General features: G+C 69.3%; 16 protein-coding genes and 1 pseudogene. 8 read left to right on the top strand and 9 right to left on the bottom strand.

Going from position 1 to position 13,884, the window contains the following annotated elements; genetic code table 11:
- The first annotated feature begins 18 nt into the window (after positions 1–18).
- A complete protein-coding gene (locus GSE44_RS01995; RefSeq protein WP_235924502.1) occupies positions 19–729 on the top strand; it encodes an AzlC family ABC transporter permease in 711 nt (236 codons plus the stop codon).
- Positions 726–1,031, top strand: a complete 306-nt coding sequence (locus tag GSE44_RS01990) for an AzlD family protein (protein WP_235924501.1) — start codon at positions 726–728, stop codon at positions 1,029–1,031. The genes GSE44_RS01995 and GSE44_RS01990 overlap by 4 nt, the downstream gene beginning before the upstream one ends.
- Positions 1,032–1,035: 4 nt before the next feature.
- On the opposite strand, the gene GSE44_RS01985 is transcribed toward GSE44_RS01990, so the two are convergent.
- A complete protein-coding gene (locus tag GSE44_RS01985; protein ID WP_159346715.1) occupies positions 1,036–2,490 on the bottom strand; it encodes an N-acyl-D-amino-acid deacylase family protein in 1,455 nt (484 codons plus the stop codon).
- Here GSE44_RS01985 and GSE44_RS26120 point away from each other — a divergent pair.
- Together GSE44_RS26120 and GSE44_RS01980 are read left to right on the top strand one after the other, a co-directional pair.
- Positions 2,489–2,623, top strand: a complete 135-nt coding sequence (locus GSE44_RS26120) for a hypothetical protein (RefSeq protein WP_268893612.1) — start codon at positions 2,489–2,491, stop codon at positions 2,621–2,623. The two genes, GSE44_RS01985 and GSE44_RS26120, sit on opposite strands and share 2 nt — an antisense overlap.
- Positions 2,624–2,955: 332 nt before the next feature.
- Complete coding sequence (locus tag GSE44_RS01980; RefSeq protein WP_159346713.1) at positions 2,956–3,948, top strand: ATP-grasp domain-containing protein; 993 nt, start codon at positions 2,956–2,958, stop codon at positions 3,946–3,948.
- Between the two features lie 20 nt (positions 3,949–3,968).
- Here the strand turns inward: GSE44_RS01980 and GSE44_RS01975 are convergent, their stop codons facing one another.
- Genes GSE44_RS01975 through cysK form a run of 3 tightly spaced genes read right to left on the bottom strand, consistent with a single transcriptional unit; the run spans position 3,969 to position 6,541 of the window.
- Positions 3,969–4,622, bottom strand: coding sequence for a chemotaxis protein CheB (locus GSE44_RS01975; RefSeq protein ID WP_159346711.1), 654 nt, complete (start codon positions 4,620–4,622; stop codon positions 3,969–3,971).
- A 30-nt stretch (positions 4,623–4,652) separates the two neighbouring features.
- Positions 4,653–5,561: an alpha/beta hydrolase fold domain-containing protein gene (locus GSE44_RS01970; RefSeq protein ID WP_159346709.1), complete on the bottom strand. Its 909-nt coding sequence runs from the start codon at positions 5,559–5,561 to the stop codon at positions 4,653–4,655.
- Between the two features lie 5 nt (positions 5,562–5,566).
- Positions 5,567–6,541, bottom strand: a complete 975-nt coding sequence (cysK, locus tag GSE44_RS01965; RefSeq protein WP_159346707.1) for a cysteine synthase A — start codon at positions 6,539–6,541, stop codon at positions 5,567–5,569.
- Positions 6,542–6,820: 279 nt separating this feature from the next.
- Between cysK and GSE44_RS01960 the strand changes: the two genes are divergently transcribed.
- Together GSE44_RS01960 and GSE44_RS01955 are read left to right on the top strand one after the other, a co-directional pair.
- Positions 6,821–6,958 carry a hypothetical protein gene (locus tag GSE44_RS01960; protein ID WP_159346705.1) on the top strand — a complete coding sequence of 46 codons (138 nt, stop codon included), beginning with the start codon at positions 6,821–6,823 and terminating at the stop codon, positions 6,956–6,958.
- A 2-nt stretch (positions 6,959–6,960) separates the two neighbouring features.
- On the top strand, positions 6,961–7,158 hold the full coding sequence (locus tag GSE44_RS01955) for a hypothetical protein (protein ID WP_159346703.1): 198 nt from the start codon (positions 6,961–6,963) through the stop codon (positions 7,156–7,158).
- A 32-nt stretch (positions 7,159–7,190) separates the two neighbouring features.
- On the opposite strand, the gene GSE44_RS01950 is transcribed toward GSE44_RS01955, so the two are convergent.
- On the bottom strand, positions 7,191–7,808 hold the full coding sequence (locus GSE44_RS01950; RefSeq protein WP_159346701.1) for a pyridoxamine 5'-phosphate oxidase family protein: 618 nt from the start codon (positions 7,806–7,808) through the stop codon (positions 7,191–7,193).
- Positions 7,809–8,014: 206 nt separating this feature from the next.
- Here GSE44_RS01950 and GSE44_RS01945 point away from each other — a divergent pair, with 206 nt between their 5' ends.
- Entirely contained in the window at positions 8,015–8,485 is a 471-nt protein-coding gene (locus GSE44_RS01945) for an RrF2 family transcriptional regulator (protein WP_159346699.1), read from the top strand.
- Between the two features lie 64 nt (positions 8,486–8,549).
- Here GSE44_RS01945 and GSE44_RS01940 read toward each other — a convergent pair whose 3' ends face one another.
- Positions 8,550–9,395 (bottom strand): transglutaminase domain-containing protein, encoded by an 846-nt coding sequence (locus tag GSE44_RS01940; protein WP_159346697.1) that lies wholly within the window; start codon positions 9,393–9,395, stop codon positions 8,550–8,552.
- 365 nt (positions 9,396–9,760) lie between these two features.
- Between GSE44_RS01940 and GSE44_RS01935 the strand changes: the two are divergent.
- Positions 9,761–9,913 (top strand): annotated as a pseudogene (locus GSE44_RS01935) (dienelactone hydrolase family protein); the annotation flags it as partial.
- 35 nt (positions 9,914–9,948) lie between these two features.
- Here the strand turns inward: GSE44_RS01935 and GSE44_RS01930 are convergent.
- The 3 genes from GSE44_RS01930 to sdhA all read right to left on the bottom strand — a co-directional run bounded on the left by GSE44_RS01930 (position 9,949) and on the right by sdhA (position 13,836).
- The gene (locus GSE44_RS01930) at positions 9,949–11,127 is read right to left on the bottom strand and encodes a TIGR03862 family flavoprotein (RefSeq protein WP_159346695.1); all 1,179 of its coding nucleotides are present in this window, start codon (positions 11,125–11,127) and stop codon (positions 9,949–9,951) included.
- Between the two features lie 16 nt (positions 11,128–11,143).
- Complete coding sequence (locus GSE44_RS01925) at positions 11,144–11,926, bottom strand: succinate dehydrogenase iron-sulfur subunit (RefSeq protein WP_159346693.1); 783 nt, start codon at positions 11,924–11,926, stop codon at positions 11,144–11,146.
- 83 nt (positions 11,927–12,009) lie between these two features.
- The gene (sdhA, locus tag GSE44_RS01920; protein ID WP_159346691.1) at positions 12,010–13,836 is read right to left on the bottom strand and encodes a succinate dehydrogenase flavoprotein subunit; all 1,827 of its coding nucleotides are present in this window, start codon (positions 13,834–13,836) and stop codon (positions 12,010–12,012) included.
- Between the last annotated feature and the right edge of the window lie 48 nt (positions 13,837–13,884).

The following is a 13,884-nucleotide window of genomic DNA, read 5'->3' as shown; positions in this document are numbered from 1 at the left end:
CCTTTTATACCGCCGCGCATGCGCATCACCTTCACCCCGGCCGGGATCCTGCGCGGGGTCCGGAGTGGCATCCCACTGCTGCTTGGGATCGCGCCCTTCGGGGTGATCGTCGGGGTGATCTCCCTGCGCCACGGGCTGAGCCTGGCCGAGACGTTGCTGATGAGCGGCGTCGTCTTCGCCGGCGCCTCCCAGCTCCTCGCGCTCGAGCTGTGGACGAACCCGCCCGACATCCTGGCCGTCGCCATTGCGGCGCTGGTGGTGAACATCCGCATGGTGCCGATCGGCGCCGCCCTCTCCTTCTGGCTGGATCACCTGCGGGGCTGGCGCCTCTGGGGCTCGCTCTTCTTCCTGGTCGACCATTCCTTCGCCCTGTCGGTCGCGGCGAACCGGAAGGGCGAGCGGGATGCGGGCTATCTCTTCGGCCTTGGCCTCTTCACCTGGATCGGATGGGTCGCGGCCACGGCGGCAGGCCATCTCCTCGGCTCGGTGGTGGCGCTGCCGCCGGAACACCCGCTTTTCTTCGCGGCCACTGCCAGCTTCGTGGCGATCCTCGTCGCGCTGTGGCGTGGGCCGCGGCAGGACGTGCCACCCTGGCTGCTGGCGGCCGGGAGCGCGGTGGCCGTGCAGGCGCTGCACCTTCCGCCGCCGCTGCCGCTACTGGTCGGCGCCTTCGCGGGCGCCACCCTGGCGGCGTGGCGCGAGACCCGGCGACCGGGAGCACGGGCATGACGATGCGCTGGGACGTGACCCTGGCGATCCTCGCCATGGGTCTGGTCACCTATTTCTGCCGCGCCGGGGGCTATGCCGTGCTGCGCGCGGTGCGGACGCCGCCCTTCCTCGATGCGCTGCTCCGCAACCTGCCGGCGCCGCTCTTCGCCGCCTATGTGGCGCTGGCGCTTTCGCGCCAGGACATGGCCGCGGCGCTGGCCAGCATACCCTGCGCGGCGGCCCATGCGCGCTGGAGCAATTTCGGCCTGTCCATCGTCATCGGCGTTGCGGCGATGGCGCTGCTGCGCTGGGCCGGGATGTAGGCGCTCAGGCGGCTTCCCGCCGCAGCAGCCGCCCGGCTGGCGTATCGCTCGCGCCGCCGGACCGCGTGTAGACAGACTGCCCGTTCACCCAGGTTTCCAGGATGCCCTCCGCCACCTGGCGCGGCTCGGCGAAGGTCGCACGGTCGCGCACCGTTTCGGGATCGAACATCACCAGATCGGCGAAGGCACCTTCCCGCAGCACGCCGCGATCGGGGATGCCGAAGACCGAAGCCGTGCGCCCCGTCATCTTGTGGACCGCCGCCTCAAGGCTGAAGAGGCCCAGCTCCCGGCTGTAATGCCCGAGTACCCGCGGGAAGGTGCCCCAGAGGCGCGGATGCGGCTGCTTTGCCAGCGGCCCGCCATCGCTGCCGATCATCGCGAGCGGATGCGCCATGATCCGCCGCACATCCTCCTCCACCATGTTGTGAAAGACGCCGCCGGCCGGCATCAGCCGCTCCGCCGCCGCTTCCAGCGTCACGCCCCATTCCTCCGCGACGTCGGCAAGCATCCGCCCCGCCATCTCCGGATGCGAGACCGAGAAGGTGATCTGCACCGGCACGTCCGACCGCGGCTTGCGCGCTGCGAGGGAGGTGGAGGAGGCGGTGTAGGAATAGACGTCGAAGGCGACCGGATAGCGCTCCGCATGGCGCGCGATGCGCGGCAGCGTTTCCACGGAACGGCCATGGTTCTCGGGCTGGGCGCATTTGTGATGGCTGATCACCACTGGCGCGCCCACGGCCTCGCCGATCTGCAGCGTTTCCTCGATCAATTCGAGCACGCCCTCCGCCTCGTTCCGCATATGCGTGACATGGAGCCCGCCCGTGCCGCGCAGGGCCTCCGCCACTGCGATCACCTCATCGGTCGGGGCATGCTTGCTGGGCGGATAGAACAGGCCCGTCGAGAAGCCCGCCGTACCTTCGGCCAGGCATTGCGCGAGCTGCCGCCGCATCCGCTCCGCCTCGCCATCCGTCGCTGGGCGGTCCGTATCGCGGCCCATGGCGCCGACGCGCAGCGACATATGCCCGATCAGCGCCAGCGTGTTGACGGAGGACGGCGTGGCGCGCAGCCGCTCCGCATAGGCGGCGAAGCTGTCGAAGATCCACCATTCGGGTGCGCAGATACCATCAAGCGGCGCCGGCGGGCGCTCCGCCATCGGCACGGGGGCGAGGCTGATGCCGCAATTGCCGGTCACGACGGTGGTGACGCCCTGGCTTGTCTTGCAAAGCATGCAAGCGGGGCCGCAGAGCACCACCTGGTCGTCATGCGTATGCGCGTCGATGAAGCCGGGCGCGACGGCGCGCCCCTCGGCCATCACCTCCCGGTCCGCGCTGGCCGCGGAGAGGTCGCCCATGGCAAAAATCCGGTCACCCCTCACGCCGATGTCGCCGCGGCGGCGGGGCGCTCCCGTGCTGTCGATCAGCGTTGCGTCGCGGATGATGAGGTCGCAGCGCAGGGCCATGATCGCCTTCCTCGCGGATGAGCGGCGAAAGGATGCGCTGGCCCCCGGCCGGGCGCCAAGAGCGCCCCGCATCCCGCTTCCCATGGCGGGCGAGATCGGGCTCGAAGCCCCGCGTGGCCCACGCGACCTGTAGAAGCTCCGCCGCGAACTCGCTGCCGCCGGCTAAGGACTGGGTTCTAAAGGCGGTGGACGAGGTTGCGCTCGATCATGCACGCCTGCGCCGGGATGAACCCCGAGGCTCATGCCGCCGGCTGGGGCGCCTGCCCCAACTGCCGCCGGATCAGTTTGATCGCGTGGCCGCCCATCAGGCGAACCCACGGGACGACCAGGCTGGGCTTTCCACCTTTACCCGCATCCGGCAGGTCTGACCGGACACTTTGCCACCCTGCGTGAATTAAGCTTTCGTACGAACCTTGATCGGGATATTTCCGGGACCACATCGCAGCCCGTCCCGGAGGCGCCTTTATGTCCAAGATTCACGTTATTCACGAAAATCCCGAGTGGCTTCCGCCCCTCGCCCGTGCCTTCGACCAGCGCGGCCTGCCCTGGGCGGAGTGGAATCTCTCCTCCGGCGCCTTCGACCTGTCCCAGCCGCCGCCGGAAGGCGTGTTCTACAACCGCATGTCCGCCTCCTCCCACACCCGCGGGCATCGCTACTCGGCCGAGCTCACCGCGGCCGTGCTGGCTTGGCTGGAGCGCTTCGGCCGCCGCGTCGTGAACGGCCCGCGCGCCCTGGACCTCGAGATCAGCAAGGCGCGCCAATATGCCGCGCTGGAAGCCGCCGGCATCACCGTGCCCGGCACCGTCGTGGTGCGCGGCGAGGCCGATGACGTGGTCGCCGCCGCCCGCCGCCGCTACGGCAATGGCCCGCTGATCCTGAAGCCCAACCGCGGCGGCAAGGGCCTGGGCGTCCGCCTCTTCGCCGATCCGGATGCGCTGGCCGCCTTCCTGGCCGATGCGCCGGAGGATGAGCTGCCCGCCGATGGCCTCTGGCTGCTGCAGGACTATATCCGCGCCGCCCGTCCCTTCATCACGCGCGCCGAATTCGTCGGCGGCCGCTTCCTCTACGCGGTGGAAGTCGACACCTCCTCAGGCTTCGAGCTGTGCCCGGCCGATGTCTGCGAGGTGCCCGCCCCCAGCGCCGCCATTGGTGACGCCGCCTGCCCCGTCGGCACCGCGCCCGGACCCCGCTTTCGCGTTATCCCCGAAGGCATCGACGCCGCGCAGCGCGAGAAGCTGGAAGGCTTCCTGGCTGCGAATGGCGTCGAGGTGGCCGGCATCGAGTTCATCCGCACGCCCGAAGGCCAGGTCCTGACCTACGACGTGAACACCAACACCAACTACAACCCGGATGCCGAAGCCGCGGCCGGGCTGGCGGGCACGGACCGCTCCGGTCCGGGCGCCATCGCCAGCTTCCTCGGCCGCGAACTGGCCGCCACGCAGCGCGCGGCAGCCTGACGAAACGGCGCCGCGGCGGATCAGAGCCGCGGCGTTGTCTTCCCGGCCAGGGAGGCCGCCAGCTGCCCGATGGCTTCGGCGATCTCCTTCGCGGAGCCGACCAGATTGACCTGGCCGTCATAGCGGATGGCGTTCCGGGGCATCTCCGGAAAGGTCCGCCCCGTGGGATCGAGTACCATGGTGGTCCCGCCGGCGGCGTGAATGGCCGCCAGTCCGCGCGACCCGTCATCGAGGGATCCTGACAGCACCACCCCAATCATCCGCGGGCCGGCATGGCGGGCGACGGAGCGAAACAACGCGTCGATCGTCCGGTTGCGGTGGCGGTTCGACGGATCGTCGATCATCTCCGCCAGGCTGTGCGCCGCCAAGGTCAGGTGCTGGTCAGGCTCGCCGATATAGCAGACGCCCGGCTCGAACCGCTCATCCTGCGAAGCCACCCGCACCTCGGCCGCGAAGGCCCGCGCCAGGATCCCGCGAAGATGGCTGATCTGGTTCACCGGGCGGTGAAGCACGACAAGGATGACGGCCGGGATGGGGTTCGGAAGGGCGCTCAGCAGCACCTTGATGTCGTCAAGCCCGTCAGAGCCCGAGGCTCCGATCGCGACGACGACGGGAAGCGATTTCGGGGTGATGGTGACTCCTCCGGCCCTCCGAGACCACAGCGAGGATCGCATGCTGGCCGGGTCGGAACAATGGAACTGCCCTCAGCCCGGCGGGGGCAGGCCCTCCATGAAGGCGGCCGCCTGGTCCAGCGCCGGCCGCGCCTCGGGGATCGGCATCATCATCCAGACATGGATCATCCCCGCGCCTTCGTGGAAGACGAGCTGCGCCCCCTCCTCGGCCGCCTTGGCGCGCAACCGGCAGGCATCCGCATGCAGCATGTCCCGCGTGCCGGTGAAGACCGCCATGGGCGGCAGCCCAGCGAGAGAGCCGAAGACCGGGCTGATGCGCGGATCGTCCAGGGGCAGGTCCCCAGCATACCATTCCCCCGCCAGCCGCGCGGGCGCGACGGCCAGGAACGGGTCGCGCGGGTCGATCGCGAGCGCGCCCGGATCGCGCATGGTGACATCGAGCCAGGGCGAGAACATCACCAGCCGCGCCGGCAACTTCTCCCCAGCATCACGCAGCTGCTGCGCCAGGGCCAGCGCCATGCCGCCCCCGGCCGAATCGCCCATGACCGTGAGGTTCTCGGCTCCATGCCGCGCGGCCAGCGCGGCATGGAGCGGCCGCACCATGGCGAAGGCGTCGCGCCATGTATGGACGGGCGCCAGCGGATAAATCGGAATGGTCACCGAGGCGCCGGTGCGCGCAATCATTCCCTCGATCACCCGCCAGTGCAGGTCCGCCAGGCTGAAGGCATAGGCGCCGCCATGCAGGTAGAGGATGTGGTGCCGGCTTCCGCCCTCACGCGGCGCGGCGGTGAAGACCGGATGGCCGCCGAAGCTCGCCCGGCTGATGGCCAGGCGCCGTTCCCGCTGCCGGCCCGGCCCAGCGGGGCCATGCCTCTGCGCCCAATGCACGAAGCGGGTGAAGCGTTCCGTGTTGCCGGCCACCTGCTTGACGCGGCAGAGCCGGAGCGCCGCCACCAGCAGCCTTGCGCGCAGGCTGGGCATGCGGGTCAGAGTCCCGCGAAGAGCTCGGTCGAGAGATAGCGTTCGGCAAAGCTCGCCGCGATGCCGACGACCAACCTGCCCTCCATCGCCGGATCGCGCGCCACTTGCAGCGCCGCATGCAGCACGGCGCCGGAGGAGATGCCGATGGGGATTCCCTCCTCCCGCGCGCAGCGGCGGGCGGCGGCGATCGCCTCGCGCTCGGAGACACGCATCACCGCATTCATCCGATCCAGCTCCAACACCTTCGGGCAGAAGCCGGCGCCGATGCCCTGGATGTCATGCGGCCCGGCCTCGTCGCCCGACAGCACGGCGGACTCCGCGGGTTCCACCGCGATCACGCGCAAGCCCGGCCGGCGCGGCTTCAGCGCACGCGCGATGCCGGTCAGCGTGCCGCCGGTGCCGACTCCGCCCACCACCGTATCTATCTCCCCCGCCGTATCGGCCCAGATCTCCTCAGCCGTGGTGCGGGCGTGGATGTCAGGATTGGCGGGGTTGTCGAACTGGCGCGGCATCCAGGCCCCGGGCGTGGAGGCGACGATGGCATCCGCCTTCTCGATCGCCCCGGCCATGCCGCGCTTCGCCGGCGTCAGCACCAACTCGGCGCCCAGCAAGGCCATCATCTTGCGGCGCTCCTCGCTGGCGCCGTCCGGCATGACCACCACCAGCCGGTAGCCCTTGGCGGCGGCCACGAAGGCAAGCGCGATTCCGGTATTGCCGGAAGTCGGTTCCACCAGGGTGGAATCACCCGGGCGGATGAGGCCGGCGCGCTCCGCCTCCTCCACCATCGCCAGGCCAATGCGGTCTTTCACCGAGCCCAGCGGATTGAAGAACTCCAGCTTCAGTGCCAACCGCGCGGCCAGCCCCTCGGCGGCTTCCAGCCGGGGCAGGCGAACCAGCGGCGTCGCGCCGACAGCCTCGAGCACGCTTCCATAGAGGCGGCCGCGCGGGGGATTGCTGGGCTGGACGGGATTGGATGGCATGGTTCGGCCTTAATACGGGATGCCTGGGCGGCGTCCACCACCGAAGCCGGGCCGGGCAACAGCTTCATCCCCCATATACGACGAAATTCAATCGTTTCATTTCGTTGACGTACGCCCTGATGGCGTTGAATCTTAGGCCATCCACACGGGAGTCGGGGATTTCGCAAGCCCCGGGTTTAGCAAGCGATGTTCCAACTGCCCCGCCGCTGTCGGCCCTGACCGCACCGCACCACCCTCCTCATCCCTCCATCCAGGCCCTGATGGCCGGAGACGGACACCATGCTTCAGACCCGCACCCTGCGCGGCCCCTTCACTTCCCTGCGAAACCTCTTTGCGCGCCTCTTCCCGCGCACGCCGGCCCCGCCGCGCCAGTCGGACATCGAGCGCGCCCTGCTGCGCGCCCTGGGTGGGCTGTGACGATGAACGCCTCCCGTCCCATCAGTGTCGAGGGACGCTTCGTGGGTGTCGCTGTGGCGCGTGAGGCCGACTGGCTCTTCCTCGCCACCGATCCCGTGCTGGAGGATCTGGAAGGCGCCGCCTTCCCAGATCTAGCAGAGGCGACGCGTGTCGCCCGGATCGTGCTGATGCGCGGACGCGGCACGCGGCCGCTGGCCTGAACCTGCCGCTCAGGCTGGCGCGGCGCGGTGCGCTACCACATCGTTTCCTTCGCTCGCGCCGCCCAGTTCGAGTCATAGGGCTCCCCGCCCACCTGCCCCGCGCTCAGCGAGGCCAGGATGCGCCCCGGCGTCGGCAGGCTGCCCGGCGCCACCCGCGCCTGCGCATCCCAGAGCCGCGCCCGGATGACCGCGCGCGCGCACTGGAAGTAGACGCTCTCCACCGCGACCACGATGACGCTGCGCGGCGCCTTCCCCTCCACCACGAAGCTCTCCAGCAGCGAGGGCTCCACCGAGAGATGCGCGCGCCCGTTCACCCGCAGCGCATTGCCATGGCCAGGGATGAGGAACATCAGCGCCACCCGCGGATCGCGGAGGATGTTGCGCAGCGAATCCACCCGGTTGTTGCCGCGCCGGTCGGGCATGAGCAGGGTACGCTCGTCCGCCAGGCGCACCAGCTCCCCTGGCCGGTCGCCGCGTGGGGAGCAGTCCAGCCCCTCCGGTCCGCTCGTCGCCAACGCCAGGAAGGGCGAGGCCTCGATCATGGCGCGGTATTCGGGCGTGACGAGCGCCACCTCCTTCACCGTCGAGGCGTCGTTCGGCACCCCGTAGAGCGCTTCGAGCTGCGCGATATCGTCGATCCTATGGGCCATGGAACCATCCTTTCGTGCCCCGTGCTGCGCCCGCGACAGGGTCACCGCAAGCGCGTTGCGCGCCTGTCACGGAACTGTCCCGCGAAGGGCCGGACAAGCGAAGACACCGGCTGGATGACTTGGCAGCCTGTCCATCCTCCCTTTCGTTGACCGAAACCGACATTGCCACCCTGGATATCCACGCGAAGCACACGTAAATAACGGGCATGCCGCAACTTCTCCGCCTGCTGCGCCAGGACCGTGCCCTGACCGCCATTTCCGTCCTGCTGGACGTGGCCTTCCACGCCGGGCGAGGAACGAATGGCGCGGTCGCGGGCGGCGCCGAGGTGGCGGACCGCCTCGGCGCCGCCCGCCGCGGCATCGAGCCGGTTTTCCAGGCCCTGTCCCGCGCCGGGCTGCTGGAAGGGGTGCGCGGTCCGCGCGGCGGCTACCGCCTTGGCCGCCGCCCGCGCGACATCCGCCTTTCCGAAGCCGTCGCGGCGGTCGCCGATGGCACGGAGGGCGGCAGCGATCTCTCCGGCGCGCTCCATTCCGGCGTAATCGTGCCCCTCTGGGCCGAACTGGATGAGGCCCTGCGCGAAAAGCTCGAAGGGCTGACGCTGGAGGATCTGCTGCGCCGGGCACAAGCCGCCGGGCTGCAACGGCCTTCCTCGGAACCGTTGAACTTCGCGATCTGAGTCTGGCCAGGGGCTTTGAACGCTGCCGGTGTAGTTAGCGCCGACCAAGTTGGGCGATGAGCGGCTATGGCGTCTCCGCCACGGCCAGGGTCGTCCGAACATCGCGCTGCACGTCCAGCCCCTCCGTCACCACGGCCCGCACCTCGATGCGGATCGGAGTCGCGTCGCCATGGAACTCGGCGAAGGCTGCCTCCGCGGCGTCGCGCCCCTGCCCGATCCGGACCAGCGCCTCCAGCGGCGCCTGGCGTGTCGCGTCGAAAAGCCACCATTTGTCGCCAAGGAAGGCCTCGAAGACTGCGTGGAAATCCGGCGGCACCAGGCCGGGTGCATGGGCGGAGATATAGCGTGCTGGAATGCCCAGGGCGCGGCACAGCGCCACCGAGAGATGCGCGAAGTCGCGGCACACGCCGGCGCCCGACACCATCGTCTCGATCGCGGTGGTGGTCGGGCCGGAAGCGCCGCGCAGATAGGCGATGCGGTCGTTCACCCAGTTGCAGATGGCCGTCACCCGTGCATGGCCGGGCGGGGTATCGCAGAACTCGCGCTGGGCCAGGCGCTGCAGGCGGTCCGATTCGCAGAAGCGGGAGGGCCAGAGATGCGGCAGCGCCTCGGGCGGCAACTCGCCCGGCGGAACCTCGGTCAACTCTGAGGGGTCCACCACATGCGCATCCAGCTCCACCTCCGCCTCATGATGGATCTGCAGCTCCGTCCCAGCCTCGGCATGGATGCGGAGGTAGCGGTTGCCGGTCTCCGGCACCGTCCAGCTTTCCGTCCGTGTGCCCTCGGGCGTGATGGCAAGCGTCTCGCTCAGGATCCGCTGCCGCGGAGTACTGGCAGGCTGGATGTTCAGAATGAAGGTGGTGGGGCCGGTGACCTGGTATCCCAGGTCGCAGCCGAGCTGGATCTTCATGGCATCTTCAGGACGGATCGGGGTTGCGTCGCCGGCACAACGGGCGGGCCGCCGATCCGCTGCGCTGCGGCATCGGATTTCCCCGCCGCCGCATTCGGCCCCGTCGCGCCCGCGATCTTGCAGCGGCCTGCAGGTCGTCCCGCGTAGGTTGTGTGTCCTTCCACAGCATTCCGCCATGAAGACCAGACCGAAACCCCACCCGCCGAGGAAATGATCTCGCCCTGCCCTTCGAATGGCTTGGGCAGCACGGCTTCGTGGGGACTGTCGGGGTGGACAGAATGTCTGAACCTATGCCGCGCATAACCCGCGCCTGAAGGCGGGCATCGCTTGGTGGGGGCAGTGGCCAGCCGGCGTCCTACAACGAAGCCGACACCGGAATCCCGGTCGAGAGTCTGCACCGGATAGAGACGGCCATGCGCGATGCCGGCAAGCGCTTCGTCCTGGTGATCCATCCTAGCGCCCTGCACGGCTTCCACGCCGGCCACCGCCCGGAGCAGGCAAGGCAGGCTCGCAGCTGATGCTCGACTTCCTGAAGGGGAACGGCGTCACCCGATCAGGCCCGGAGGCGCAGCATCCCCTGCGCCGCCGCCCGCCCCGTGGCGAGGCAGGCGGTCAGCAGGTGCCCACCGGTCGGTGCCTCCCAATCCAGCATCTCCCCGGCCGCAAAAAGGCGGGAGATGCGGCGCAGACCGTAATCCTCGTCCAGCTCGTCCCAGCGCAACCCGCCGGCGGAGGAAATCGCCCGCTCCAGCCCTGCTACACCCGTAACGCGAAGTGCAAGCGCCTTGATGGCCGCCTCGGGCGGCGCCGTGCCCTCGCGCAGCAGGGCGATGGCGGCGGGCGGAAGGGTGAGTTGCCGGCGCAGGTGGTTCGAAAGCGACTGGCCGCGCCGGGGTGCCGCCATGCGGCGGGCGACCTCCTCCGCCGGCATGTCCGGCCGCAGGTCGAGCGTGACCTCCGCCTCTCCGCTTACGGCCACGGCGTCGCGGATAGCGGCGGAGAGTGCGTAGACGGCGCCGCCCTCCAGCCCATGCGCGGTGATCACCGCCTCCCCCCGCACCGTGCGACCGCCGAAGGAGAGCGCGATGCGCTTCAACGGCGTTCCGGCGAAGCGGTCCCGTAGATGCTGCGACCAGGGAATGAGGAGACCGGAATTGGCTGGGGCGAAGGGCGCCACCGCCACGCCGCGCGCCGACAGGATGGGCGCCCAGCCGCCATCGGATCCGAGCCGCGGCCAGGAGGCGCCGCCCAATGCCAGGAGGGTGGCGTCCGGCTTCAGATGCAGGGGCTCATCGCCAGGTCGGTCGAAGGTTAGGGCGCCATCGGCATTCCAGCCGGTCCAGGCATGCCGCGTGAGCAGGGTGACGCCGCGCTCCCCCAGCCGCGCCAGCCAAGCGCGCAACAGGGGGGCCGCCTTCATCACGTTCGGAAAGACGCGCCCGCTGGTGCCCGCGAAGGTCGGCTGTCCCAGCCCCTCGCACCATGCGCGGATGGCTTCCGGCGGAAAGGCGCGGATTGCCGGCTCCAGGCACGGCCGCGCCTCACCGTAGCGGGAGAGAAAGGTTCCGAAGGGCTCGGTATGCGTCAGGTTCAGCCCGCCGCGCCCGGCCATCAGCAACTTGCGCGCTGGGCTGGGCATGCGGTCCAGAACGGTGACCGCAACGCCCGCTTCCGAAAGCACCTCCGCCGCGGCCAGCCCTGCGGGGCCAGCGCCGATGATCGCGGCCCTCATGCGAGAGGAGGGCTGGTCAGCCCTCGCGCTCGGCCAGCAGCACCTTGATCTCGCCGATGGCCTGGGCCGGGTTCAGCCCCTTCGGGCAGGTCCGGGCGCAGTTCATGATCGTGTGGCAGCGATAGAGGCGGAACGGATCCTGGAGCTGGTCCAGGCGCTCGCCCTGATACTCGTCGCGGCTGTCAGCGATCCAGCGATAAGCCTGCAGGAGCACGGCCGGGCCGAGATAACGGTCGCCGTTCCACCAGTAGGAGGGGCAGGCGGTAGAGCAGCAGAAGCACAGGATGCACTCCCAGAGCCCATCGAGCTTGGCGCGCTCCTCCTTGGACTGCAGGCGCTCGCTGTCCGGCGGCGGGGCGGTGTCGGCCTTCAGCCAGGGCTGGATGGAGGTGAGCTGGGCGTAGATCTGCGACAGATCCGGCACCAGGTCCTTCACCACCGGCATATGCGGCAGCGGGTTGATCCGCACCGCGCCCGTCACGTCCTCGATCGGCTTGAGGCAGGCGAGGGTGTTCAGCCCGTCGATGTTCATCGCGCAGGAGCCGCAGATGCCCTCGCGGCAGGAACGACGGAAGGTGAGGGTCGAGTCCGTCTCGTTCTTGATCTTGATTAGCGCGTCCAGGACCATCGGCCCGCACTTGTCGAGATCGATCTCGTAAGTGTCCATCCGCGGGTTCTCGCCCGTATCCGGATCCCAGCGGTAGATCTTGAAGGAGCGCACGTTCGTCGCCCCGGCCTCGGCCTTGTAGGTCTGGCCGGGCTGGACGGTGGAGTTCTTCGGAAGGGTAAAGGTCGCCATGGGTTCCGGGCTTCCTAGAGCGCGATCGTCGCAGGCGTGGATCGCGCGATCCAACAAAGGGCTAGAGCATGGTGTGCCATGCTCTAGTAAACGCGTGCCTTGGGCGGGAAGACCTGAACCTCGTTGGTGAGGGTCCGCATCTTCACGTCGCGGTAGTCGAGCCGCACCTGATACTTGTCGTTCACCCAGGCGAGGGTGTGCTTCATCCAGTTCTGGTCGTCGCGCTCAGGGAAGTCCTCATGCGCATGGGCGCCGCGGGACTCGTGCCGGGCCTCGGCGCCCACAACCGTGGTCAGCGCATTGCCGATCAGGTTGTCCAGCTCCATCGCTTCCACTAGGTCGCTGTTCCAGATCAGGCTGCGGTCGGCGATGCGGATGTCGTCATAGCCCTGGGCCACGACCGCCATCTTGTCGACGCCTTCCTTCAGCAGGTCGGAAGTGCGGAACACTGCGGCATGGGCCTGCATCGTGCGCTGCATCTGCAGGCGCAGCTCGGCGACCGGGGTGCCGCCCTTCGCGTAGCGGACCTTGTCGAGGCGAGCGAGCGCGTTCTCGCCCGCGCCCTCCGGCAGCGGCGCCTGGGTGGCACCAGGGCGGATCGTGTCCTTGGCGCGCAGCGCGGCCGCGCGGCCGAACACCACGAGGTCGAGCAGGGAGTTGGTGCCGAGGCGGTTCGCACCATGCACCGAGACGCAGGCCGCCTCGCCCACTGCCATCAGCCCGGGCACCGTCGCGTCCTGATCGGTCGCGGTCGGGCGCAGCACCTCGCAATGGATGTTCGTGGGGATGCCGCCCATATTGTAATGGACGGTCGGGAGCATCGGGATCGGCTCCTTCGTCACATCCACTCCGGCGAAGATCTTCGCCGTCTCGGAAATGCCGGGCAGGCGCTCATGCAGCAGCTCGGCGCCGAGATGCTCAAGATGCAGGTGGATGTGATCCTTCTCCGGGCCGACGCCGCGGCCCTCGCGGATCTCCATCGACATGGCGCGGGAGACGACGTCGCGGGACGCGAGGTCCTTCGCCGTCGGCGCATAGCGCTCCATGAAGCGCTCGCCCTCGGAATTGGTGAGGTAGCCGCCCTCGCCGCGCGCCCCCTCGGTGACGAGGCAGCCGGAGCCGTAGATGCCGGTCGGGTGGAACTGCACGAACTCGTTGTCCTGCAGCGGCAGGCCGGCGCGCAGCACCATGCCGCCACCATCGCCCGTGCAGGTATGCGCGGAGGTGCAGGAGAAATAGGCGCGGCCATAGCCGCCCGTCGCCATCACCGTGGTCTGGGCCCGGAAGCGGTGGATCGTGCCGTCCTCGAGGTTCCAGGCCATCACGCCGCGGCAGGCGCCTTCCTCGTCCATGATCAGGTCGAGGGCGATGTATTCGACGAAGAACTCGCAGTTATGCTTCAGCGACTGCTGGTACAGCGTGTGCAGGATCGCATGGCCCGTGCGGTCGGCCGCGGCGCAGGCGCGCATCGCCGGCGTCTTACCGTAATGCTGCATGTGGCCGCCGAAGGGGCGCTGGTAGATCTTGCCGTCCTCGGTGCGGGAGAACGGCACGCCGTAATGCTCCAGCTCGATGATCGCCGGCACGGCCTCGCGGCACATGTATTCAATGGCGTCCTGGTCGCCGAGCCAGTCCGACCCCTTCACAGTATCGTACATGTGCCAGCGCCAGTCATCCTCGCCCATATTGCCGAGCGAGGCACCGACCCCGCCCTGCGCCGCCACGGTGTGGGAGCGGGTGGGGAAGACCTTGGTGATGCAGGCGGTCTTGAGGCCCGCGGCCCCCATGCCGAAGGTCGCGCGCAGGCCCGCGCCACCGGCACCGACCACGACCACGTCATAGGTGTGGTCCACGATTCGATAGGCGCCGCCGTTGATCCCGGGGCGCGGCGGCTGGCTAATGGCGTTCATCGCGGGCTCTCGTCAGTCTTGGCGCCGCATCCGGCGCGTGTCTCGTCA

Origin of the sequence: Muricoccus harenae (genome assembly GCF_009848505.1) — a bacterium.
GTDB classification, from domain to species: domain Bacteria; phylum Pseudomonadota; class Alphaproteobacteria; order Acetobacterales; family Acetobacteraceae; genus Roseomonas; species Roseomonas harenae.
This window is presented reverse-complemented; position numbering and strand designations above follow the sequence as displayed.

Excerpts from the sequence above, each read along its gene's own strand:
- GSE44_RS01995 (WP_235924502.1), top strand. The coding sequence starts at position 19 with ATGCGCATCACCTTCACCCCGGCCGGGATCCTGCGCGGGGTCCGGAGT.
- GSE44_RS01990 (WP_235924501.1), top strand. The coding sequence starts at position 726 with ATGACGATGCGCTGGGACGTGACCCTGGCGATCCTCGCCATGGGTCTG.
- GSE44_RS26120 (WP_268893612.1), top strand. The coding sequence starts at position 2,489 with ATGATCGCCTTCCTCGCGGATGAGCGGCGAAAGGATGCGCTGGCCCCC.
- GSE44_RS01985 (WP_159346715.1), bottom strand. The coding sequence starts at position 2,490 with ATGGCCCTGCGCTGCGACCTCATCATCCGCGACGCAACGCTGATCGAC.
- GSE44_RS01980 (WP_159346713.1), top strand. The coding sequence starts at position 2,956 with ATGTCCAAGATTCACGTTATTCACGAAAATCCCGAGTGGCTTCCGCCC.
- GSE44_RS01975 (WP_159346711.1), bottom strand. The coding sequence starts at position 4,622 with ATGCGATCCTCGCTGTGGTCTCGGAGGGCCGGAGGAGTCACCATCACC.
- GSE44_RS01970 (WP_159346709.1), bottom strand. The coding sequence starts at position 5,561 with ATGCCCAGCCTGCGCGCAAGGCTGCTGGTGGCGGCGCTCCGGCTCTGC.
- cysK (WP_159346707.1), bottom strand. The coding sequence starts at position 6,541 with ATGCCATCCAATCCCGTCCAGCCCAGCAATCCCCCGCGCGGCCGCCTC.
- GSE44_RS01960 (WP_159346705.1), top strand. The coding sequence starts at position 6,821 with ATGCTTCAGACCCGCACCCTGCGCGGCCCCTTCACTTCCCTGCGAAAC.
- GSE44_RS01955 (WP_159346703.1), top strand. The coding sequence starts at position 6,961 with ATGAACGCCTCCCGTCCCATCAGTGTCGAGGGACGCTTCGTGGGTGTC.
- GSE44_RS01950 (WP_159346701.1), bottom strand. The coding sequence starts at position 7,808 with ATGGCCCATAGGATCGACGATATCGCGCAGCTCGAAGCGCTCTACGGG.
- GSE44_RS01945 (WP_159346699.1), top strand. The coding sequence starts at position 8,015 with ATGCCGCAACTTCTCCGCCTGCTGCGCCAGGACCGTGCCCTGACCGCC.
- GSE44_RS01940 (WP_159346697.1), bottom strand. The coding sequence starts at position 9,395 with ATGAAGATCCAGCTCGGCTGCGACCTGGGATACCAGGTCACCGGCCCC.
- GSE44_RS01930 (WP_159346695.1), bottom strand. The coding sequence starts at position 11,127 with ATGAGGGCCGCGATCATCGGCGCTGGCCCCGCAGGGCTGGCCGCGGCG.
- GSE44_RS01925 (WP_159346693.1), bottom strand. The coding sequence starts at position 11,926 with ATGGCGACCTTTACCCTTCCGAAGAACTCCACCGTCCAGCCCGGCCAG.
- sdhA (WP_159346691.1), bottom strand. The coding sequence starts at position 13,836 with ATGAACGCCATTAGCCAGCCGCCGCGCCCCGGGATCAACGGCGGCGCC.